Source organism: Nostoc sp., assembly GCF_036916655.1.
GTDB lineage: Bacteria > Cyanobacteriota > Cyanobacteriia > Cyanobacteriales > Nostocaceae > Nostoc.
Genome location: NZ_JBALFY010000004.1, coordinates 147,044 through 168,769 on the forward strand (window position 1 = coordinate 147,044; position 21,726 = coordinate 168,769).

The 21,726-nt window shown below is 42.3% G+C and carries 19 protein-coding genes; 4 read left to right on the forward strand and 15 right to left on the reverse strand.

Translation table 11 applies throughout. The features are described 5' to 3' along the window. Window positions 1–262: 262 nt before the first annotated feature. Window positions 263–1,084: an acyl-CoA desaturase gene (locus V7L31_RS01120; protein WP_334694549.1), complete on the reverse strand. Its 822-nt coding sequence runs from the start codon at window positions 1,082–1,084 to the stop codon at window positions 263–265. Window positions 1,085–1,174: 90 nt separating this feature from the next. Between V7L31_RS01120 and V7L31_RS01125 the strand changes: the two genes are divergently transcribed. Continuing rightward, window positions 1,175–2,410, forward strand: coding sequence for a methionine gamma-lyase family protein (locus tag V7L31_RS01125; protein WP_334694550.1), 1,236 nt, complete (start codon window positions 1,175–1,177; stop codon window positions 2,408–2,410). Window positions 2,411–2,610: 200 nt separating this feature from the next. On the opposite strand, the gene V7L31_RS01130 is transcribed toward V7L31_RS01125, so the two are convergent. Beyond that, window positions 2,611–3,111 (reverse strand): pentapeptide repeat-containing protein, encoded by a 501-nt coding sequence (locus V7L31_RS01130; protein ID WP_334694551.1) that lies wholly within the window; start codon window positions 3,109–3,111, stop codon window positions 2,611–2,613. Between the two features lie 278 nt (window positions 3,112–3,389). Here V7L31_RS01130 and V7L31_RS01135 point away from each other — a divergent pair, with 278 nt between their 5' ends. After that, window positions 3,390–4,238, forward strand: coding sequence for an alpha/beta fold hydrolase (locus tag V7L31_RS01135; protein ID WP_334694552.1), 849 nt, complete (start codon window positions 3,390–3,392; stop codon window positions 4,236–4,238). A 174-nt stretch (window positions 4,239–4,412) separates the two neighbouring features. On the opposite strand, the gene V7L31_RS01140 is transcribed toward V7L31_RS01135, so the two are convergent. The 5 genes from V7L31_RS01140 to carA form a co-directional block, all read right to left on the reverse strand. Continuing rightward, window positions 4,413–4,715: a DUF1816 domain-containing protein gene (locus tag V7L31_RS01140; RefSeq protein WP_334694553.1), complete on the reverse strand. Its 303-nt coding sequence runs from the start codon at window positions 4,713–4,715 to the stop codon at window positions 4,413–4,415. A gap of 86 nt (window positions 4,716–4,801) precedes the next feature. After that, window positions 4,802–5,932 (reverse strand): 23S rRNA (guanosine(2251)-2'-O)-methyltransferase RlmB, encoded by a 1,131-nt coding sequence (gene rlmB / locus V7L31_RS01145; RefSeq protein WP_334694554.1) that lies wholly within the window; start codon window positions 5,930–5,932, stop codon window positions 4,802–4,804. A gap of 92 nt (window positions 5,933–6,024) precedes the next feature. Next, window positions 6,025–6,504 (reverse strand): Mini-ribonuclease 3, encoded by a 480-nt coding sequence (locus V7L31_RS01150; RefSeq protein ID WP_334694555.1) that lies wholly within the window; start codon window positions 6,502–6,504, stop codon window positions 6,025–6,027. Between the two features lie 783 nt (window positions 6,505–7,287). Continuing rightward, window positions 7,288–7,653: an STAS domain-containing protein gene (locus tag V7L31_RS01155; RefSeq protein WP_179069247.1), complete on the reverse strand. Its 366-nt coding sequence runs from the start codon at window positions 7,651–7,653 to the stop codon at window positions 7,288–7,290. A 186-nt stretch (window positions 7,654–7,839) separates the two neighbouring features. Beyond that, window positions 7,840–9,006, reverse strand: a complete 1,167-nt coding sequence (gene carA, locus V7L31_RS01160) for a glutamine-hydrolyzing carbamoyl-phosphate synthase small subunit (RefSeq protein ID WP_334694575.1) — start codon at window positions 9,004–9,006, stop codon at window positions 7,840–7,842. 312 nt (window positions 9,007–9,318) lie between these two features. Here carA and V7L31_RS01165 point away from each other — a divergent pair, with 312 nt between their 5' ends. Continuing rightward, a complete protein-coding gene (locus V7L31_RS01165; RefSeq protein WP_334694556.1) occupies window positions 9,319–10,365 on the forward strand; it encodes a retropepsin-like aspartic protease family protein in 1,047 nt (348 codons plus the stop codon). On the opposite strand, the gene trpD is transcribed toward V7L31_RS01165, so the two are convergent. The 3 genes from trpD to V7L31_RS01180 form a co-directional block, all read right to left on the reverse strand. Beyond that, on the reverse strand, window positions 10,295–11,386 hold the full coding sequence (trpD, locus tag V7L31_RS01170; RefSeq protein WP_334694557.1) for an anthranilate phosphoribosyltransferase: 1,092 nt from the start codon (window positions 11,384–11,386) through the stop codon (window positions 10,295–10,297). The two genes, V7L31_RS01165 and trpD, sit on opposite strands and share 71 nt — an antisense overlap. An 81-nt stretch (window positions 11,387–11,467) precedes the next feature. Next, window positions 11,468–12,349: a DNA adenine methylase gene (locus tag V7L31_RS01175; protein WP_334694558.1), complete on the reverse strand. Its 882-nt coding sequence runs from the start codon at window positions 12,347–12,349 to the stop codon at window positions 11,468–11,470. A 13-nt stretch (window positions 12,350–12,362) separates the two neighbouring features. Further along, a complete protein-coding gene (locus tag V7L31_RS01180) occupies window positions 12,363–12,566 on the reverse strand; it encodes a type II toxin-antitoxin system VapC family toxin (protein ID WP_334694559.1) in 204 nt (67 codons plus the stop codon). A 128-nt stretch (window positions 12,567–12,694) separates the two neighbouring features. Between V7L31_RS01180 and V7L31_RS01185 the strand changes: the two genes are divergently transcribed. Continuing rightward, entirely contained in the window at window positions 12,695–12,874 is a 180-nt protein-coding gene (locus tag V7L31_RS01185) for a high light inducible protein (RefSeq protein WP_069071239.1), read from the forward strand. Between the two features lie 101 nt (window positions 12,875–12,975). On the opposite strand, the gene V7L31_RS01190 is transcribed toward V7L31_RS01185, so the two are convergent. The 5 genes from V7L31_RS01190 to V7L31_RS01210 form a co-directional block, all read right to left on the reverse strand. Continuing rightward, on the reverse strand, window positions 12,976–14,067 hold the full coding sequence (locus V7L31_RS01190) for a hypothetical protein (RefSeq protein ID WP_334694560.1): 1,092 nt from the start codon (window positions 14,065–14,067) through the stop codon (window positions 12,976–12,978). A gap of 156 nt (window positions 14,068–14,223) precedes the next feature. Further along, a complete protein-coding gene (locus tag V7L31_RS01195) occupies window positions 14,224–17,199 on the reverse strand; it encodes a molecular chaperone (protein WP_334694561.1) in 2,976 nt (991 codons plus the stop codon). Window positions 17,200–17,431: 232 nt separating this feature from the next. Further along, complete coding sequence (locus tag V7L31_RS01200; protein WP_334694562.1) at window positions 17,432–17,698, reverse strand: aspartate aminotransferase; 267 nt, start codon at window positions 17,696–17,698, stop codon at window positions 17,432–17,434. A 56-nt stretch (window positions 17,699–17,754) separates the two neighbouring features. Then, window positions 17,755–18,627 carry an Rpn family recombination-promoting nuclease/putative transposase gene (locus tag V7L31_RS01205; protein ID WP_334694563.1) on the reverse strand — a complete coding sequence of 291 codons (873 nt, stop codon included), beginning with the start codon at window positions 18,625–18,627 and terminating at the stop codon, window positions 17,755–17,757. 31 nt (window positions 18,628–18,658) lie between these two features. After that, window positions 18,659–21,205 (reverse strand): proteasome protein, encoded by a 2,547-nt coding sequence (locus V7L31_RS01210; RefSeq protein WP_334694564.1) that lies wholly within the window; start codon window positions 21,203–21,205, stop codon window positions 18,659–18,661. Between the last annotated feature and the right edge of the window lie 521 nt (window positions 21,206–21,726).

Here is a 21,726-nt window from a genome sequence, read left to right on the forward strand (position 1 = left end):
CCTAACAGACACAAGCGCACCCGTAAATAGCTTTTTGAAAAGTTAGGAGTAAAAAGTTATGAGTTATGAGTGAGGAGTTAGGAGTTTAGATTCTTAACTCACGCCTGATGTGAATTAGAAACGCTCCTTGTCCCACAGGGATTTCTGGGTCTGCCAAAAATCATGGTTTAAGAAAAATCGACGGCAAAATAAAAATTCCAACGCCTGATTCCCATTGAACGTAACTCTTAACTCTTAACTCCTAACTCCTAACTCCTAACTCCTAACTAACTTTTGTTGGGGCCAACTTCACATTAGTAGCCAGACCAACTGCTTGTAGCAATTGAACTGTCATCCAGGTCAAATCGATTTCCCACCATTCCAGCCCATGACGAGCTGAGTATTGAAAGGCATGATGGTTATTATGCCAGCCTTCACCGAAAACTAGTACAGCTACCCACCAGCAATTAGTCGAGCGATCGCCAGAATCATAGCTCTGATAGCCAAATTTATGAGTAGCGCTGTTTACCAACCAAGTGCAGTGGTAAACCCAAACAATGCGAACAAAAATTCCCCAAATCACAAAGGGCCAGCCACCCAGAAGCAAAAGCACTACACCCAGAGCAACCTGGATCAAAATGAAATATTTTTCTAAAAACTGATAAACTGGGTCTTCGGCAATGTCTTTGGTGAATCGAGGAACATCAGCGTGAGCGGGACAATAGTGAATCAGCCAATCCATGTGGCTCCACCAGAAGCCTTTATTAGAATCATGGGGATCGGCATCAGTATCAGAGTGTAAATGATGGATACGATGTGTCCCGACCCACTCAATTGGGCCTCCTTGACATGAAAGTGTGCCGAAGAAAACCAAGAGATATTCTAGCCACTTGGGAGTTTGAAAACTGCGGTGGGTGACAAGGCGGTGAAATCCTAGAGTAACTCCTAAGCCACCTGTTACCCAGTACAGCAAGAAACCTACACCAACTGCCGTCCAGTTAAAGTTACCCGGAACAAAGGCAAATAAAGCGCCAATGTGCAGTCCAATGAAAAACAGGGTATTAACCCAGTTAACTTGAGGTTTGGTTGAAGTAGCAATTGTCATGCAGTAACCTGAATTTGAATTTTCCAGCCTAGTCTGCGGGATCTTAAAATCCGCATATTTATAATCTTAATTTTTTTGAACGAGGAACTGATGAACAGCTTAGAACAGCTGCGGCAAGCAGAACAGGCACTATTAGAAATTTTTTCTGGAATTGACACTCAGGTCAAGCATAATCTAAAACGAGTGCTAGATGCTTTTCGTAATCACCGTGTCGGCGCACACCACTTTGCTGGTGTAAGTGGCTATGGTCATGATGATTTAGGACGAGAAACTTTGGATAAAGTTTTTGCCGAAGTTATGGGTGCTGAAGCTGCGGCGGTGCGAGTGCAGTTTGTTTCGGGAACTCATGCGATCGCTTGTGCTTTGTTTGGTGTCCTCCGTCCTGGGGATGAAATGTTGGCAGTGGTCGGTTCTCCTTACGATACGCTTGAAGAAGTCATTGGTTTACGGGGTCAAGGTCAAGGTTCCCTTATCGAGTTTGGCATAAATTACCGCCAATTGGAGCTAACCCCCGCAGGAACTATAGATTGGCAAGCAATAAGAACTAGCGTGGCTGAAAACACTCGTTTAGTCTTAATTCAGCGTTCTTGTGGCTATTCTTGGCGTCCTAGTTTATCAATTGCCGATATTGAAAAAATCGTCCACTTAGTCAAAGAGCAAAACCCGAACACCGTTTGCTTTGTAGATAACTGCTATGGCGAATTTATTGAAACTAAGGAACCGACGGTCGTAGGTGCTGATTTAATGGCGGGGTCATTGATTAAAAATCCTGGTGGCACTATTGTCAGCGCTGGGGGTTATGTTGCTGGTCGCGCTGACTTAGTGGAAGCATCCGCTTGTCGCCTCACTGCTCCCGGTATCGGTAGTTATGGCGGTGCTACTTTTGACCAAAATCGCCTGCTGTTCCAAGGCTTATTTCTCGCGCCGCAAATGGTAGGAGAGGCGATGAAAGGGACTTATCTTACTGGTTATGTATTTGATAAACTCGGTTATCCAGTAAATCCCGCACCTCTTGCTCCCCGTGGGGATGTAATTCAGGCAATTAAACTGGGTTCTGCCGAAAAGCTAATTGCTTTCTGTAAAGCGATACAGCAACATTCTCCCATTGGTTCCTACTTAGACCCTGTTCCAGATGATATGCCGGGGTATGAGAGCCAGGTGGTGATGGCTGGGGGGACGTTTATTGAAGGGAGTACTTTGGAATTATCAGCAGATGGGCCTTTGCGTGAACCCTATGTAGTTTATTGCCAGGGAGGAACTCATTGGACTCACGTGGCGATCGCACTCGAAGCTGCGATCGATGCAGTCGGAAGTAGTAGTTTTTGATACAGCATCTAGTTGGCTCAACTTTCAATATTTTGTGGGCAAATGTGAAAGTAACTTTGTCAGCGAAACAGCTATATCTAACCAAATTTTCTAGCGCACAGTTTTGCATGAATTCAGAGTAATTACATAATTCTATGTAAATTATCTACAAACTTATGCAAAACCGTACTTAGTTTAAACTATCTACAAGTAAGATGTAATTACTTGATAGCTTCTTCTATATTGGCGCCCTTCAACTTAGCACCCTCTAGATTAGAACCCTTCAGTTTAGCTGCTTTCAGGTTAGCTCCATACAGAGTAGCGTCTCCTAAATCGGCTCCATAAAGAGTAGCTCCCTCCAAGTTGGCTTTTTGGAGAAAGGCTCCTGATAGGTCAGCTTTCTGTAAGTAGGCTCCCGACAGATTAGCTCCTGACAAACTAGCTCCCGACAAGTTTGCTCCTGACAGGCTAGCTCCCGATAAGTCGGCTTTGTATAGTTTTGCTCCTGACAGGTTAGCTCCATACAATTTAGCTCCTGACAGTTTGGCTTCATGTAAGTCGGCATCGGATAGATCGGCGTTTGGAGCATTTCCTGTACTTGTCAGTGCGTCCAAGTCAGCTTGTACGAAGGCATAAGCTGGAACACTAGTAAAGGAGAACACCAAAGCTAAAACAAGAGCAGTCACAGCTACGATCTTTTTGATCGCAATTAAATTTTTCATGATTGCTTATTTCCTTACCTTGCAAAATTGGTTAGTTACCAGAAATAAGATTATCACTATCTGGATTGCGTAGGTATAAGCTCTAGTATTTGTAAATCTTATAGTAGCAAAGTGCCAGGTAGTAACCTCAGTGCATTACCTGTAGCGACTTGAAGTCTAACTGAACACTGAAACGCTTTGCTGTTAGCCTTATGACACAATTAGAAAAATTAAGATGGAACGACTATGACACAAAGGCTCAACCGGACTGAAGCAATCCTAAAGGAGAACAGCAAGTAATGAGCGATCGCTACACCACAACTGCTGCACGTCTCAATGTTTACACTCAAGGTCAAGGATTCCCGATTTTAGGCTTACATGGTCATCCTGGTACTGGTCGTAGTCTTTCTGTCTTTACTAACCATTTATCAAAACGCTACAAAACTTTTGCCCCTGATTTACGTGGATATGGCAAAAGTCGCTACAATGGCAATTTTGAGATGAATGACCATTTGACCGATCTAGAAGCGCTGCTAGACCGATTAGAGATTGAAAAATGCCTAGTATTGGGATGGTCACTTGGGGGTATTCTGGCAATGGAGTTGGCATTACGTTTGCCAGAGCGCGTTACTGGGCTGATTTTGGTGGCGACAGCTGCAAAACCCCGTGGCAGTCATCCTCCTATAACTTGGCAGGATAATTTATATACTGGCATTGCGGCGCTATTGAACTATATAAAACCGAGTTGGCAATGGAATATTGAAACTTTTGGTAAGCGATCGCTTTTCCGCTACTTAATCCAACAACATACATCTACCAGTTACAATTACATCGCCAAGGAAGCAGTACCAGCTTATTTGCAAACTTCTCCTGCTGCGACTCGCGCTCTCTATAGTGCAATTCAATCAGGATACGATCGGGTGCTAGATTTGCAACAAATACAATGTCCCAGTTTAGTACTTGCTGGTGAACAAGACCGCCACATCACATCTGATTCCAGCTTACAAACTGCTCAACATCTCAACAATTCTCAGTGGCAGTGCTATCCCAACACCGCCCATCTTTTTCCGTGGGAGGTTCCCCAGCAGGTGCTAAATGATATTGACCATTGGCTCGAAGTTCATCCGCAGGTAATTGGTAGTCAATAGTCTAAATATTTAATATTAAAAAAAATATTTAAAAAAATTTTGACTATTGACGAAGAAGAAAAGGAAAGATGTGGTGACGCAATGAATGAAAAAGGCGCAATAATCCCCGGTAAAAGGATTTTCTGTGTCTTTACGTCTTTGCATCAGAGCATCCTTTTCATTCTCTGGCCTAACTTAAATTTGACCGCCAAAGGCAGGCTGTACTTTGCGGTCAAATCTTTCCCCCAAGTCGTCAGCAATCGTTAAGGTCTTAGGTTTGCAACGCTTGACACTCACAACAATTCCCGTAGCTCCTTCAAGCTCCAAATCTTCTATGTATCCTTTGCTTGCAAATGTTGCATCGGAAGAACTCAGAAATGGGCCGAAGTAGTACGTGCAGCGGGGATTCTGCGTCACAATCTCTACCCACCAAGCCAAGCCGAGGTTCTCAAACGTGTTAATCAACACTTCCTTGAGGTTATGCCAAATGGTTTTCATGGTTTTCGCCGATTTATAAACGTGCTACAGGGTGTGAAACGATATGCTACTTTATTATCTTTTACATTTCTTTATACTCTGTTACGTTATTTTTTAAAAGAGATTTTGTGTAATTTATCTAAGTGCAGCGTATTTAGCGATCGCTGGCGATAAATCTCATAAAGCGCCATACCTGCTGCTACAGAAGCATTCAGGCTGGGTGTCTTACCCTGTAGAGGAATCGATACTAAAAAATCACAAGAGCGTTGAGTTAACATACCCAGACCTTCACCTTCTGAGCCGATTACCAAAACGATTGGGCCAGTGAAATTGACTGTATGCACAGGTTCGCTGCCACTTGCAGCAGTGCCGTAAATCCAAAAGCCAGCTTCTTTTAATTCTTCTAAAGATCGGCTGAGATTAACAACTCTAGCTACAGCAAAATTTTCTAAAGCGCCTGCTGCCACTTTCATGACAGTAGAAGTGATCCCAGATGCCCTTCTTTGGGGAATCACTAACCCTTGAGCGCCGATTGCTTCGGCAGTGCGAATAATTGCTCCCAAGTTGTGGGGATCGGTAATTCCGTCAGCTACGACAATTACGGCATCGGTTACAGACTTGCACTGTTCAATTAGATCGGGCAATTCAGTGTAAGCGTAGGGAGCGATTTGTGCTGCCACACCTTGGTGATTAGCGCCGTTGGTGAGATAGTCTAAGCGCTTGGGTTCAACCTCATCAATAACTGTGCCATTTTCTTTCGCTTGCAAGAGAAAATGGTGAAAGCTGGGATCGTAGCGCAGACGGGTAGTAATCCAAAGACGATTGAGATTGCGCTGATTTTGCAATGCACTCAATACGGGGTGACGACCGTAGATGAGATCGTTATCTTCTTCTATAGGTTGTGTAGATGCAGATGGCTGGGAGAAGTTATTATTTCGTTGTCGAGAGTTCCCATAACTGGGGTTGTTATCTACTTTTCTGGGATTGCGATTCGGATTAACAACAGAGATAGTGTTGCCATCTACTTTTCTGGGATTGCGAGTTGGATTCGCCACAGAGATGGGGTTGCTATCGATTTTTCTGGGATTGCGAGTCGGATTAGCAGCAGAGATAGGATTGCTATCGATTTTCCTGGGATTGCGAGTTGGATTCGTGATAACACGTTTACCTTTAATTTTTACGGGTTGTCCACGATCGGTTTCGTTAGAAGTCCTGATTTTTTTTGGTTGATTCTGCATTTTAGTTATGGATATAGCGTATGGTCGATCACTCCGATTGCCTCAATTTCTTAAACCTAATCTAGTGTTACGGCAATTGTGAAATTGAGTTTTCACTCTTTTTCTATATGAAGTATTTGCAATAGTTCGGTTAGACGCTGATAATCGGTGAGATATAAGTAGCCAATTAAGGTTTCTAGACTAGTAGCCTGTTGATAAATTTCGGGATTAAGTCGCTTAGGGCGTCCTGTTGCGGCGTTTCTACCCCGTCGGACAATTTCTAACTCGGTATCCCTGAGATGAGGAATCAGCGATCGCAAATGTAGCGCTTGTGTTTCCGCTCTTACCTGCTCCACTACCAGACTATGGTAAATCCCTGACCGCTGCAATGGCAGCAGATAGAAAATTCTAACATATAATTCATAAATTGAATCCCCTAGATACGCTAAAGCAGTAGGAGAAATTTGTTGCACTTGTGAAAGGGAAATCTGTTGGAATGGCGCTGTGGTTGCCAAGAGTGCTTGATCCCAAGATAAACCCTGTTTGGGAGTTTTATCTTGTCCATCTAATAGCTCTTCCTCCTGTGACTTCACAAATAAATCATTCCTTGACTGGCTCTATTTGGCAGGCATTCTTCGCAAAGATTAATTTTTCTGAAGTATGCCATGATAGTATACCTAGCATAATCAATACTATCAAAATTACTTCCTAATTTCATCTTTTTGATTGAGAGTTGGCATTTTAAATCACCCTGATGTCAACATCTGTAAACCAAATTTTGCCTACTTATTGTGGTCTGTGCCGAAGATAGGGTAAAACCTGAACATCAAACTTACGCTTTGGCTCGATCGCGTTGTCGTGCTTACTTAGTAAGTGACAATTTTTAACTATACAGGATCAAGTCTACTTATCGACAAACATGCCGGCTTGATATTTCTTACAAATTTCTCAGCTTTGATTATTTATCAGATATTATAGCCAGCGATTACATACCCAAGAACTGGGTGTTTATATCTTTATATTGCTTAACTTTAAATATAGTAGCTCAACTGGCTTTGTACCTCTCCCACAAGGAGCTACGGTGTACACAAGTCTGAAATAGCTGAAAAACCCAAGGTTTTACCCCACCCTAACCCTCCCCTTATAAAGGGGAGCCACTGCGTTGGGCGGGCAACGCCCGACTTGAGGCATGTGGCGTGAGGGAACTAGATTTCTTGTTTCCCCCCAATATATCGGGGAGATTAGGGGGGTAATTTAACTTGTGTGTACACCCTAGCCCACAAGGAGAGAGGTTTTTTGCCAGAAGTTTTAAAAATTAAGCTATCTGATATTGAATCTAGATAGCTAAATTGAACTCTCAAGTCTAGTAATCAAGACTACTTGACGTTTTCTAGAGCGTCTTCAACTGATTTTTGCAGGGAGAGAAACTTCTCTAGGCGAACAAGCTTGACCGTTTGAGTTACGCGGGCATTTGTAACAATTTGCAAAGTGCCTTCAGCAGTTTGAGCCTGCTTGGCTAGCTGCACCAGAGCGCCCAAGCCAGAGCTATCTACAAAGTCAATTTGTGAGAGATCCAAAATAATATGCTTAGGGCCTTCGTCAATCTTGCTGCCAAGTGTCTTGCGAAATGTCGGCTCAGAAAAAGCATCTAACAAACCTGTGAGGCGGAATAGCTGACAGTTATCCCGGACTTCACGAGTGCCCCTCAGGCTAACGGTTAGATTTAGTGGCTCAGCAATAATTCCCTCCTCATGAGTTAAAGTGAACGCTCAAGTATAGATGGTTTTTGAGCAAGTTGTCTACAATCTGTTGGAATAGGGGATTGGGTACTGGGGATTGGGTACTGGAAAATAGTATTCTTAATTTTATTCCCCAGTCTCCAGTCCCTAGTCCCTAGTCCCTATTCCCTAGTCCCTATTCCCCTATTTTTACCTCACCTCTGCCACAGTTTGACGTGCTGTTCGCATGGATTGAACAAATTGCTCAAACAAGTAATCAGCATCGTGTGGGCCAGGACTGGCTTCTGGGTGATACTGTACGGAAAATACAGGTAGAGATTTGTGACGGACTCCGGCAATGGTGCGATCGTTTAAGTTTAGGTGGCTGATTTCCACAACTGCCGTAGGTAAAGAATCTGGATCGATAGCAAAACTATGGTTTTGGCTAGTAATTTCTACCCGTTGTTGTAAACCGGCAGGCTGATTCAAACCACGATGACCAAATTTGAGTTTATAGGTTTCTGCCCCTAGTGCATGACCTAAAATTTGGTGTCCCATACAAATACCAAAAATTGGTTTTTGACTTAGCAGGAGTGCTTTGGCAGTTGCAATCCCTTCGGTGACGGCAGCCGGATCGCCAGGGCCGTTAGAAAGAAACACACCATCTGGATTGTAGTTGAGGATTTCCTCTGGTGGTGTATCAGCAGGTACAACAATCACCTTACAACCGTAACTTACTAGGCGACGCAAGATATTGCGTTTTATGCCAAAGTCAAGGGCAACAACTGTAAAGGCTTCCCCAGGATTTTCGGCAGCTTCAGAGTTGAATTCCCAAGCTGGAATTGTCGGATCTGCCCATTCATAAGCCGTTGGGGTAGTGACTTCACGAACCAGATTCAATCCTGCCATGTTGGGAGCCGTTAGTACCCGCTCTAGCAATTCTGCCTCATCAAGAATGGTTGTAGAAATGCCACCGTTCATCGCTCCAAACATCCGAATTTTGCGGGTGAGGGCGCGGGTATCGATGCCGTAGATCCCCGGTATTTGGTTATGCTTGAGGTAGTCAGGTAAAGATTGTGTCGATCGCCAGTTACTTGGACGCTGACAAATATTCCGAGCGATCGCACCCCGCACTTGAGGCCCATCTGATTCTTCATCTTCAGGATTGACGCCAGTATTCCCCAATTCAGGATAGGTGAAAATAACTATCTGACCGCGATAACTAGGGTCAGTCAGGACTTCTTGATAACCGGTCATGCCGGTGTTGAATACCACTTCTCCGATCGCGGTTCCCGTCGCACCGAAAGACCAACCGCGATAAGTGGTTCCATCTGCTAGGACAAGTAAAGCTGGGATTGCTGCGTCAGTCAGGGGCATAGTAGATTGGGGATTGGGGATTGGGTACTGGGGATTGGGAATTGGGGATTGGGTACTGAGGATTGGGGATTGGATAGAGAGGTACAGGGCGGGGAAAACTCTACTCCCTTGCTCCATACTCCCTTGCTTCTTCCCCAGTCTCTAATTCCTAGTACCCAATACCCAGTCCCCAGTCACCATTTCCCAATACTGCGATTGTTAATTATCCCATAAGTTGAGTAATTGGGAGTTTTTAAGATAGTTAATTAAAATTAAAAGGGAATTAAATTAGCGGGAGTGGATTTGGCAAAGCTTGGGCAGTTAAAATTAATTATGCTTCAGTCTTTTTTATCCCGTGCAACCCTAATTTTTGTATCAAGCGTTCTAGCGATTTTATGTGTTGCCTGTAGTGAAGACAAACAAAACACCGCGACTGGTGGCAATGACCAACCCACACCCGTTGGGGATCTGGCATCAGTAAAGCCGACTGTCGAACCAGTAACACCCGCAGCTACCCCAGAAGCGCAGCCGCTAGAACCGTCTGAATCTGAAAGTGAACCAAGTCTTTTTGAAATGGGGCGAGACAAAGCTGTTGGCGCTTGGAGTATTAGCCAATCGGCTCAATCTCCAGATGATTGGAAGTTGGTGGCGAGTCAGTACCAGGAGGCGATCGCGCTGATGCAAAAAGTACGGCGACAAAGCCCAGAATTTGCGATCGCTCAAACCAAAATCAGAGAATATCGCCGCCAAGTTAAATTCGCCCAACAGCAAGCTAATCCTCACCCTGTTGCAGTTAGAGAACCTCAGAAAATAGTCGTTGTTGTTCCCCAGAGAGAAACCACACCAAAGTTTACTTTACCTCCTATAGAAACAAAACCCTTATCACCAGAGCCAAATTTGCCCTCATCAGCAGTGGTGATTCCAAATGAAGCAGTATTTACAGCGCCGATAAAAAGGCGAATTGGTGGCACGCCAATTGTGGAAGTTACCTTCAATGGCCAGCAACAATTTGAGATGATTGTGGATACGGGAGCGAGTGGTACTGTCATTACCCAACAGATGGCCAATGCTTTGAGAATCGTCACAGTAGGGAAAGCTAAGGCAAATACCGCGAGTTCTAGAGCGGTAGAATTTCCAGTGGGCTATGTTAATTCGATGGCAGTTGGCGGGGTAATAGTGAATAAAGTACCAGTAGCGATCGCCGGAGCGGAACTAGAAACTGGACTTTTAGGACATGACTTTTTTGGTAATTATGATGTCACCATTAAACGTAATGTCATAGAGTTTCGCCCACAATTGCGATCGCAAATCAATTCCTCAGAAACTCAACTAACTCCTCCAATTTCGTCCAAGCAGCCCCACTTTGTAGGATATCCTTAGCGATTTTAATGCCTTGGGCGTGATCTAGGAGTGCGATCGTACCTGCGACTTGCAGCGCCAACGAAGCATTTAAGGCAACTGCATCCTGTTGCGCCTGAGTTCCCTTACCTTGGAGTACCGCCTTGAGAATCTCCGCATTCTCTTGGACATCTCCACCCCGAAGCATACCTATGGTAGCAGGCGTTAAATCTAAATCTAGGGGATTAATAGTAGTTAACTGCACTTCTCCGTCTGATAACACCGCCAAATCAGTTTCATCTCCTAACCCAGCCTCATCAAGTTTTTCTCGCCCGTGCAGCACAATCGCCTTTTCCTTGCCCAAATTTTGTAAAGCTTCGGCAACAGTTGCCAAAAGTTTGGGAGTGAATAAGCCTACTACCTGTCCAGTTGGACGCAAGGGATTTACTAACGGCCCGAGCAAATTAAAAATTGTTCGCACTTTCAAAGTCCGCCGCAATTGGGCAACCGACTTCAGTGCTGGATGCCAACCAGCGGCAAACAAGAAAGTGATCCCCACTTCTTGTAGTGCTGCTTGCACTTTTTCACTAGAAGCACTCAAGTTTACACCCAAGGCTTCTAATACATCTGCACTTCCTGTGAGACTTGAAGCTGAACGATTGCCGTGTTTAGCCACAGGTACGCCAGATGCAGCGGCGACAAATGCAACGGCTGTAGAAATATTAAAGGTTGATGACCCATCTCCACCAGTTCCACAGGTATCAATTAGGGGAGGGGATTGGTTAGATTCTTTCCCAGTCCCCAGTCCCCAGTCCCCAGTCCCCAGTTTTGATTGAGATTGTAATACTTCAGCCATGCCGGTCAACTCGTCGGCAGAAATACCTCTAAAGTTCAGCGCTGTTAAAATAGCTCCTGATAACTCTGGGGGAACCGCTTCACTGAGCCAACCTTGCATCAATTCAGCAGATTGAGTACGAGACAATGATTGTCCATCTATTAATTGTTGTAGCAGGAGATACCAGCTAGCAGAGGATTCTTGAGCAGGGATTGGGGAAGTTGTCATAGCTAAGGTTTATATGTTGTAGCTAATATTAAGAGCTATGGGGTTATCCTACCGGAAAATTGGAAGCTATCAAAGTTAGATTTAAATCTCAAGGCTTAATTGCAAAGCTGGATTAGCAAGGTTTTGATTTGGTGCTTTATTTTCCAAATAAAGTTTAACTTCGTAATTAGTAATGAATAACTCTTTTCCTTTAGCCGCACCACTCTGCTTATAATTATTCATCCCATACTGTAATTCCCACTCGGAAATATTAGCCCATTGAAAATTTTCTCGAATTTGCTGTGAGTTGTCGTAGGTAATTAGCCAGCGATGATGACATTTTTGCAAAAGTTCAGCAAATCTCTGATGTTCAAAAGAAGTGTGTAATTCACCATCTTTACCATATAGTTTTGATTTTGTAGCACTGAAATATGGTGGATCTAAAAATAAAAATACTTCTTCTCCTTCTGATTTTAATAGGTGGCTGTAATCCAAGTTAGTAATTTGGACGTTTTTTGATAAGATATTTTCTAACTTTTCAAGTCGTTCGATTGAAGAATCAGTAAATCTTTTATGGAAAGCTTCTTGGGAAAAACCACCTGATTCTACAGTTCCAGAAAAAGTAATTCTGTTAAGGACAAAAAAGCGAATAGCTCTTTCTATATCAGATAACTTATTGACATCTACACTTGTCAATTCTGTAAAGAGTAATTTGCCATCTCTAGACTTTACTTTAATATGGCGAATTTCTTTAACTAACTGAGCTAGATCAGACTGAGCAAACTTCCAAAATAAGAATAGTTCGCGATTTAAATCGTTAATCCAAATTTTGAGATTGGGAAATTTTTGTCTTAAATAAATGAATACAGAACCACCACCCACAAAAGGTTCTCGAAATTCAGAAAAGCTTTCTGGTAAATATTCAACTATTTGATTTATTGCTTTCGATTTACCGCCAGGATATCGGAGAGGGCTTTTGATCATAATTAGAAATTCGTCACACTTGGGGTAATAACAAACGTCGAAAGCCCTCCTGCTCAAAATGGCGATCGGTGGTTAGTGCCTCAGTTACACCACGCTGACGCATCAACACAAAGCTAACAGCGTCACATAAAGAATAGGTCTTGTCTTGCCGCGCCATTAGAAGTTTAATAGCTTCTCGATGCAACAACTCATTGATCCATACCGTCTCGATACGCATACTTAATATAAGCTAACTAAATAAATTTCATTTTTGAGGTAATTAAATGTTGCAATTTCGTAAAAATCTGTTACATTACTTTACAGGCAGTTATAACTGTTACAACATAAAAGCTCGGAGTATTATTTATGGCAGACGTTAAGAAGACTACGCCTTCGGTTTCAGAAGATCCTAATGCTTTGCGCTGGGGCTTCACTCCTCAGAGCGAAAACTGGAACGGTCGTTTTGCAATGATTGGCTTTTTATCTGCTGTTGCACTTGAAGTGTTTTCAGGTCAAGGGATTTTACACTTCTGGGGCATCCTTTAGATTTAAACGTTTTTAGCTTCATTAGATTATGAGGCAAGGCGGGGATTAGTAAAATTGTCTGCCTTGCCTCATAATCTCAAGAATTAGAAAAGTTCTAGCAGCTAGCGTGATGAGCGAAATATTACACGCCCTGGGGATTCTTCTTGATTAATTCGCGCATATACACGAAGACAAGTTAAGACTTCGCTAGGAATACCACCACAGTCTAGTTGTAAGTCATCCTTGGATAAAGCACAGATATCTGCATAAAGTCCCGATAATTGGCGAATTCGCACTTCATTGCCTGCATTAATAGCTTCATCAGCAACTTTCTTTAAGATACGCCGTGATTCATGTTGTAGCTTTCCCCACCAAGAATAGCGTTCAGCCGGCGGTACGAATACTAGGGAATGTATTGCTTCATCCATGTCAATCCAGGCACGGAGAATTGATAGAGGATCGGTGTTTTTCTCTGCTTTTTGGGTGCGTTGAAAGCGATCGCTTAAAGCCTCGATATATTGATCGCGCTGTTCTGGTTTGGAGTGTAAGGAAATAACATCGAAGCTAAAAACGCTCTTTAAAGCATGATGTAAATCTGGGTCTATTTCAATAAAATTCATATATAAAAATAGGAATGCCGCTGCTAAATCGGATGCATTACCTTGGATAATTTGAGAACTGGAAAGTGCTTGTTGATACAAGCTTAACCCCTGTGTTTGAACAGTACCACTAAGTCCAGGGTAGAGAATTTCGTTGCGGATAAAGGGAAGTTGATAAAGGTTAGAATTATCTGCGATCGCACCAACTTCTTGAGCTAAATCCAAGGTACGCTGTTGCCAAGATGCAGCTAAATCCTCTGGTAATCGCAGCAGTTTGCGTTGAATCTCATTCCACAAATCTGAGTCTGTTTGGCTTTGCAGTTGGGAATTACCGAGATAATAACTGAGTTCTGAGTCAGAATTAAAAGCTTCTCGGAGGTGATTTAGTTTTAACTCATCTGGCGGATCTTCCCAACCAGTATTTTGCTGTGGCGGTTCAGGTTGTAAGAGGTTACGAAGTTCTTGCAGCACATCATCACATATTTTAGATCCAGGATCTAGGGGTAATTCTGCGCGAGCCTGATTCAAAGTAGCCTCTAGTCCATACAAACTAAACCGCAGTAATTGGGCTAACTCTGAGTTTTCTATCTCTAATAATTGACGCAAGTGCTGCATAAATATCACCTCCAAATATACTTGGCAAACCTCTGCGCCCCTTTGCGTTTACTCCGCGCCCCTACCCTGCGGGAAGGCGAAGCGCCTATGCGTTTAAAAATCTTAATTTTTTCAACGCAGAGGAACGCAAAGGTTAGCGCAGAGGAATGCAAAGGTTTAATGTATGCCGCAAAAAGGATCGCGTTCTTTATCAACTTCATTAGGTTGCAATTCTAATTCAGCACGATAAATACATCCTTCTTCTTTCAAGCATTCTTGATTTTGTGATGTCCAGTAAGGGACTTCACCAGCGTGCATCCTTAGAATACCTTGATCGTCGAGAGTTACACGATATTGGCAAGGGTAATCTGTGGTTACATCTGGTTTACTGAGTGCGCCAATTCTTATCCATTTTTTACTGTTTGTTTCTGCATCTGTTTGATAAACATAGAAGGTGTGCTGGCCAGTTTGTGGGAATGGAGGTAAGGGATTACTAATTAACCCAATTCCTGGTTGCGTCACCCCATCGCGAAGATAATGAAATTTGTGAAACGTTTTACTACCATCATTTCCGACTTCAAATACAAGATGATAGGCATCTGGTTGATCGACAGTTGCAGACTCAATAACATTGACGGCAATATCACCATCATTCAAGTCTTTATTAAAGCGTTCTACAGCGATATTCCAGTTTAATTTACCATCAGCAAATAGCGATGAAGTTTCTGAAACTACCGATTCTAAATCAATGCCAGAAATATCAATCAAATAATGGGGATTTCCCTGACAAAGCAATACATTAAATTCGAGGGTTTGATCAATTTCAAACTGGACTTTGATTTTTTTCAGAAACTCTGCTTCTTGCATCTCTAGTTGATTCATGAGGTTCTTACCGTCAAAGCTTCCCCATAGTCGTAAATCTCCTTCTTCGTAATCTTGACGGTAGATAATGTTAGTTAATTGTATGCCTTGCCAATGAGTACGAACTTTGGCGACAGTTTCCCAAGATGCGAGTTGATAGAGTTCTTGTCCAGCTTTGAATATAGTTAGTAAATCGTTGCTTTGGGTTTTGCGTTTGAAGTTGCAGGGTAAATAATAAAATAGATTTTTGACATCAATTTCTAGCTGGTTGGCTCCCTTACGCAGCAAGCTTTTAGACTCTTCTGGATCGAATCTCAATCTTCGTAGCTTTTCGGCATAGCAAGCACCGGCAGAGGTGGCTAATTTAGTAAATTCCAACACAAAGGTAATCCGTTCTGGATTCCAAACAAAATATGGAGATTTACTAAATTCTTGGTAAATTTGGCGCTGCACTATGTCTAAATTACAAGTTTTACCAGACAAAATTAACCAATCAACTTTTTGAGAATTCCAAGAATCTTTGGTGAGATCGTCGGGACGCAAACGACTTTCCATTAATCCTTTGGCAATTCCGATCGCTTCTTTAATTCCAGATGCAGCGGCTCGTTCAAATTGCTGGTTATTTAAGGTGATGCAGATGTTATTTGGATCTTGAACTTGTAATTTTACGGCGCTTTGGGTAAGCAATTCAGAAATTTGCTGCTCAGAAAGTGTGAAGGTTAATAGAGAATTCTCTGCTGGTGGCTTTTGCCCAAGTTTAAGTTTAGCTGCTTCTGCATAATCCCAGAGAATATAAAAGGATTGCAGGCGTTGGGGTGCTTGTTGCCAACGGGTAGGCAATACTTTTTCGGCAGTATCTAGAGCATCTTTGTAAGCAATATCGCCTTCAGGATTCTCTCTATCCAGACATTTTAAAAGACTGCCAGTTTTGAATTTGCCTTGTTCTAAAAAGCGCTCGTTTAACTCGGAGTTAATTAAATCTTCTAGCTTTTCGTTTTCAATACCACCTGTTGTAACTGCTGTCAACAAAAAGTCTGCGATCGCAACTTTTAATAATCTAAAAATTCGCAGTGTAATTAACTCACCACCTAGCTGTAAATGACCAGATGAACCTAATAGTTTGGGAGTAAGTTTATAATAACGTCCTCCTAAACCCCGGTCTTCATAATCAGTAAAAGCTGGGGTTTTATCTTCTAAAGTTAGTTCGATTAAAGCTAAGTCTGTAGTCCCGCCGCCGATATCCAAAACGAGGACATTTTGTGACCATTTATTTCCTATTTGGCGACAACGAGTTTTGAATGACTCAATCCCAATGTTGAGATTACCGCCAAATTCTCGCCATAAAAAGAATATCGCCACAGAAACGGCTTCATCATAAGCAGTTTGCACATCATCGATTCCCAACTGCTCAACTAATTCCCTAACTTCCTTACGAACAACTGGTGGGGCGACAGTAGGGTAGGTGACAACTGCTGTTAAAAAATCCCCTTCTGAAAATCTGCGTCGTGCGTGTTGGCGGTAGTCTTCAGTTAACTCGATTAAATGCGCCCAAGCAGATTGGATTAACTGATTGGCGGTAATTTTTTCTTCTTCACCATTCAAAATAACTGAAAACGATCGCTCCTGACCAAAATAGCGTTTGGGTGAATGGTGAAACCTGCTGATAATTTCCTTTAAAGAACCGCTTGTACCTTGAGCGATCGCTTTTTTTCGGTTATCTCTAGCTTCTCTTCCCATCCGCAGTTTTAAGTCCCCTAAGTGCGAAATTTCCGACTCGCTGGGAATTTCCGTATCGCGGCGATCGATATCCAGCACAACTGGGATCAGATTTTGCGACTCTAGGGTAGGAACGCGGAAAACCTCATGATAAATTTGGTAAAGTTTTTTGCTGACAGCCCGGCGGAACCTCTCGCTGTTTCCTAAAGAAAGTTCAATTTGGCGAATTGCTTCTAAAAATCGCTCTTTATTATCACTTTCAAATACTTCACTCAATCGGCTGGGTTCTATCTCCAAATTTTTGCTAATTTCTGTGATGAACTTTGCCCAATCATCAGCGCTGACATCTGGTAAAGCTATAGAGGCGGGAGAACTGAGCCATTGCGATAAGCGATCGCGCAACCGAATTTCTTGTTCTTTGGGTAAGATTTCTGCGATCGGCACTTCAATTGGATCGAAAAGTGTGACTGTCGAATTCGATGTACCAAAATCTAAAGCAAACCATCCCGGAAATCTTTTTTGTTGTTTCTCGCTTGGTTCGCGATCGCTATAGTTATTCAATTGGAAAGGGTTCATTATAGTATCACTTTCTGTTGTCTATTTTATAGCTGGCTAAAAACTGTAATATTGCATTATAAAATTACAAATTCAGAGAATCCTTATGGTAAAAACTTTTAATTTTTGCTCCTGTACCACTGATTCTGTTTAGCACTGGCTTTTTTATTTGGCACGATATCTACGCCTACGCTTTTATATGAAAGGATGTAGGCGTAGCCCAAACTAGGCATCGTTATGAAAATTACGGTGGTTACAAAGTTGATGTTAAAGTTTCTTGCTCAGTTGCAACTTTTACTTGTTCAACTTGTTCGATAGTTAAATTAAGTAACTGGGCAACCTCTTCTATAGAAATACCATAAGCTAAACACCGAGGTATAAGTTCACGTTTTACTTCTTCTCGTCCTTGTTGTAGTCCTTGTTCTCGTATTTCTTCTAGTGCTTGTTTTAGTCCTTCTTGTCGTCCTTCTTCTTTAGCTTCTCGATAAACCCTAGTTTCTTGTAACGTAATTTCAAACATTGCCTCTATCTCTTCACGGCTTAAGTTTACAAATTTATAACCAGTAATTGTTGTGATTACTCAGCTGCAAGTCTTACTTGTTCGATGGTTAAATTAAGTAATTGGGCAACCTCTTGCATCGACATACCAAGAGCTAATAACTGAGGTACAAGTTCAAGTTTTGCTTGTTCTCGCCCTATTTTCACTCCTTGTTCTCGCCCTATTTTCACTCCTTGTTCTCGCCCTATTTCTACTCCTTGTTCTCGTCCTATTTCTACTCCTTGTTGTAGTCCTTCTTGTTTAGCTTCTTGATAAACCCTAGTTTCTTCTAACTTAACTCCTAACATTGCCTCTACCTCTTCACGACTTAAGTTTGCGAATTTATAAACTGCAATTGTTGTGATTACATCTATTATCTCCTTCTTAGCCAAGATAGTTATCTGCTCTTGTTGCACCCGATCAATTAAACGTTTGGCTTGTACCACCATTTGAGTCTCTGAGGCAATAGTCAACTGCATCAAACTGATACCTACTTTGTACTCATCAGGACTACCTAACTCATCTAAATAAATTCGTTGTACTTGAGAACTGTTCAGTAGCGATCTGTGAATAGTAGTGTTTTCTGGTTCCAAGCTGCGAGACTGTAAAATAATTACCCCGTACCAGTCATCGTAAAGCGACGGGTTACGATACATATACAGCATGGATTCTGAGAAAAAGCGATGGTACAGTAACTCATCCTTTTGGAATTGTACCTCAGCAAAAAAGATCGTCTGAGATGTTGCATCCGGTGGAGGTAAAAATACCCCATCAATCCGAAATGTTGGTTCTTTAACTTCTACTGATTCAAAGCGATAGCTAGCAGCTTCAGGCGGTGGCTGTTCTACTAACTCGAAAAACAATCCTGGGACACGCTTAAAAATTGTATAAAAAATTGCATCACGTCTCACAAATACATCCTCATCTCTCTACGCGATCGCGTCATCTCAAATCCAAATCGTCTGAGGGAGAAACAGCCGCCATTTCAGAAATAATCTGCAACCAAGTAGGAATTTGGATCTCAGATGGCAATTCCCCAGCTGCCAAATATCTTAGCAAAGTTTCTTTTTTGGAAAGGTTTTGCAGACTAGGAATAATTTGATCCAAAATCCCTTCTAGTTCGGAATTAATTTGCTGATTAACTTCGCTGACATACTGCACAAGATGGAGGCTGGCGCTAGCAGTCATTTCATCTCGCAGTCGCAGTACTAAAAGTTGGTGATTGCTCGATCTGGGTAAGCCTTGGCTTTTCTCTGGTGCCCAATCAAAGATTTGACCAACGTTGTGTTTATCGTCTTGACGTGCTAAAGGAAAAATAATTTCGGGTGCAACGGTTTTGTCTTTGCTAGTAATTTCCGAGATGATTGCTTCTTTCCATTCGTTAGGGTCGCATCCTAGTAATAATTTGTAAAAGAGATCGGCATCTTCAAAACCAAATTTTTCTTCGATTTCTTGTTCCATTTCTGGATGGAAAAATGCCTGCAATTGTTCGCGTTCTGGGGCGATATGATTTGACAATTGGTTCAACAAATCTACCACTGCTTGCTGGATGCGATCGCGGGCAAAATCTTCTACTTCTTTAACGGTTTTCTCAAATACTGGATAAAAATCATCACTCTTAGTCGGAAGGGAAGTATTTACGCGGTTTCCCCGATCGAATAATTTCCCGGCTGCACCTTTAGATTCTGCCAGAGCGATCGCTCCATTATTGGCTTTGTTGAAGAGTAAAGTCCACTGGTTCCAATTGAGGATTCTAAAGGTGAGTTCGTCTTTAACTACATCGCTGACGACAACACCACGCCGGTCTTTGAGTGGTTCTTTGCCGATATCTTTTTGGAAATTTCTGTAGATTTTATCTAAGCTTTCGACCACAAAGCGCAACTCTATAAAAGCCGGACTATCGCCTGTGGGGATGCCTTGCTCGTGAATTTCATCTATGATGTCTTTCAAGTGATCTTGTTGCTGACTCACCACATCAGCAGCTCTTTTGGTATCTTCATGCAGTTGCTTCAGACCATGAGTAGCTACGTGGGTTTGAATCAATTCGCGCAGCTTACTAAGTCCGCCATCTTGACTAAAGTAACCTAGCTGTCTGCCTAAATAGCTACGGGTGTTAGATTCTATCAGATTTTTACTTAATAGCTCCCATTTCTGTTGTAGCCGTTTAGACCGATCTAAATAATCAGGATAATCTAGGTTCGCTAAAAACTCTGGTGAGCCTGCTTTGACTTTACTAGAACGTTTTGCTAATTCAGCCAATCCCAACAGTGGCGACAGTAAAACGATGCGGTCTTTTTGGGTTGTAAATGCTGCTGCACCGTCAATGGTCGTTTGCAGAACTTTGAGTTTTTGGAGAACCGTTTCCTCTTCTAAATGGCTATCTTCAATCAGATGGTCAAGTTCTCTTTCACCACCCTCACTGTCTAGAGGTAGTTGATCGAAGCGACCCACACCGACGAGAATTAAATCTTTTAGGTCTTGTCCCGGTCGCTGCTGCTGCATCATGGTGAAGATTTTATTGGCGCGATCGCTTCCGGGAGATTTACCATTTAGCAATACCAAGATTGTCTGTACTTCTGCCAATTCTCGCAATGACAAAAAGGTATCCCTAGCCCCCGAATTAGCAGCCCCCAATCCCGGAAAGTCGATGAGAATAAATTTAGCTGCATCTGCAAAATCCCAAATTTCCCGTGAGATTTTCACATCGATATCGACGCGGCGGATTAGTGGGAAGCTGTTTTGTAATAACTTTGTTGGTAGTCTCTGGGGTGGACTCGGTAATCTAATATGCGCTGGCGGTAGATCCTCAAATTTCAGAGTTTGAATTGCCATTGGCTGCTCGACCAGCTGTAGCCCCTCGCGGGCGGTGATGGCATCAATCTGGTAGTGCCCACCACACATAACTTCCCCATAAGCTTGATAAGCCCGCAGGAATAATACCAACTCCCGGAGTAAATAACGCAGTTCTAAATTGTTACTGCTATTCCATGCTTCTTCACACCAGCCAATAATATCTGTCCCAGAGTTGAGTTTCGATACTGGTATGGGAGGAAGCCCTGCTGCTGTGGTTCGTTTATTGGCTTCCCCTAGCATGAAGCGTAGACACTCATGTACTCCCTCATGGGAAAGATACTCTACCGTAAAGTTACTTAGTTGCGTCGTTGCGAAATCGTCTTGCGGAATAATATGTATGGCGGTAACATTACCTGTAGTCGGGTTTTCACTGACAGGCAAAGCATCTGCATATCCAATTAGACTGCCTAAAAGTAAAGTTTTTCCACTACTAAACTCCCCCATCACACCAATTTTTACAGGCGAAGTTGCCAGGTCTACAGTTTTCTGGGCAGCCGATCGCAAACGAAGAAGACAGTCATCAAGACTAGCTGGAACCCAATCTTCTTGTTTAGAAGGGTACTGAGGCACAGAATCTATCTTTCGGAGGATGAATTCGCCGTACTCCTTAAAACGGCCAAGTTTATCTGGTTCCATAAAGTAGTTTCCGCCTAACATTAATTTCTGTGAGCTTTATAACATAAAAAATGTGATTATCAGCCATTGTTACAACGTGTTGATATCACATTTAGCATTTCTCTCATTTAATTTGCGATTTTGCTATAGCAATCCTAAATCATTCATGAGATTTGTAAATTCTATTTTTGTTCTCTTTTCCTTGGTAGTTCGTCATCACACAGATTTCTGATAACTGAGATAGGATTGCTATACAAGGAATTTTGAATAGTCAAGACAATTTTGAAAAATTGGGTTTTGTTGAGAACAATAAAAAAGAATACATTCGCCATGATCGAGGATTACGAATAAATAAAGTTGGGTTTTATACCACCAATTTACTAGGGATTGCTTAGTAGATATGTGGTTCTCAAACTCTTTTATACCCCTGATTTGAAGGAAGCTAGATCCATCAGCCAGATTCTAATTCATACTGAATTCTTCTTGATGAAAAATCAATATTTATTTTGGATAAAATTCTTGATTATTGTAAATTTATGATA

Coding starts and splice junctions, on each gene's coding strand:
- V7L31_RS01120 (WP_334694549.1), bottom strand. CDS start 1,084: ATGACAATTGCTACTTCAACCAAACCTCAAGTTAACTGGGTTAATACC.
- V7L31_RS01125 (WP_334694550.1), top strand. CDS start 1,175: ATGAACAGCTTAGAACAGCTGCGGCAAGCAGAACAGGCACTATTAGAA.
- V7L31_RS01130 (WP_334694551.1), bottom strand. CDS start 3,111: ATGAAAAATTTAATTGCGATCAAAAAGATCGTAGCTGTGACTGCTCTT.
- V7L31_RS01135 (WP_334694552.1), top strand. CDS start 3,390: ATGAGCGATCGCTACACCACAACTGCTGCACGTCTCAATGTTTACACT.
- V7L31_RS01140 (WP_334694553.1), bottom strand. CDS start 4,715: ATGAAAACCATTTGGCATAACCTCAAGGAAGTGTTGATTAACACGTTT.
- rlmB (WP_334694554.1), bottom strand. CDS start 5,932: ATGCAGAATCAACCAAAAAAAATCAGGACTTCTAACGAAACCGATCGT.
- carA (WP_334694575.1), bottom strand. CDS start 9,006: ATGCCCCTGACTGACGCAGCAATCCCAGCTTTACTTGTCCTAGCAGAT.
- V7L31_RS01165 (WP_334694556.1), top strand. CDS start 9,319: ATGCTTCAGTCTTTTTTATCCCGTGCAACCCTAATTTTTGTATCAAGC.
- trpD (WP_334694557.1), bottom strand. CDS start 11,386: ATGACAACTTCCCCAATCCCTGCTCAAGAATCCTCTGCTAGCTGGTAT.
- V7L31_RS01175 (WP_334694558.1), bottom strand. CDS start 12,349: ATGATCAAAAGCCCTCTCCGATATCCTGGCGGTAAATCGAAAGCAATA.
- V7L31_RS01180 (WP_334694559.1), bottom strand. CDS start 12,566: ATGCGTATCGAGACGGTATGGATCAATGAGTTGTTGCATCGAGAAGCT.
- V7L31_RS01185 (WP_069071239.1), top strand. CDS start 12,695: ATGGCAGACGTTAAGAAGACTACGCCTTCGGTTTCAGAAGATCCTAAT.
- V7L31_RS01190 (WP_334694560.1), bottom strand. CDS start 14,067: ATGCAGCACTTGCGTCAATTATTAGAGATAGAAAACTCAGAGTTAGCC.
- V7L31_RS01195 (WP_334694561.1), bottom strand. CDS start 17,199: ATGAACCCTTTCCAATTGAATAACTATAGCGATCGCGAACCAAGCGAG.
- V7L31_RS01200 (WP_334694562.1), bottom strand. CDS start 17,698: ATGTTTGAAATTACGTTACAAGAAACTAGGGTTTATCGAGAAGCTAAA.
- V7L31_RS01210 (WP_334694564.1), bottom strand. CDS start 21,205: ATGGAACCAGATAAACTTGGCCGTTTTAAGGAGTACGGCGAATTCATC.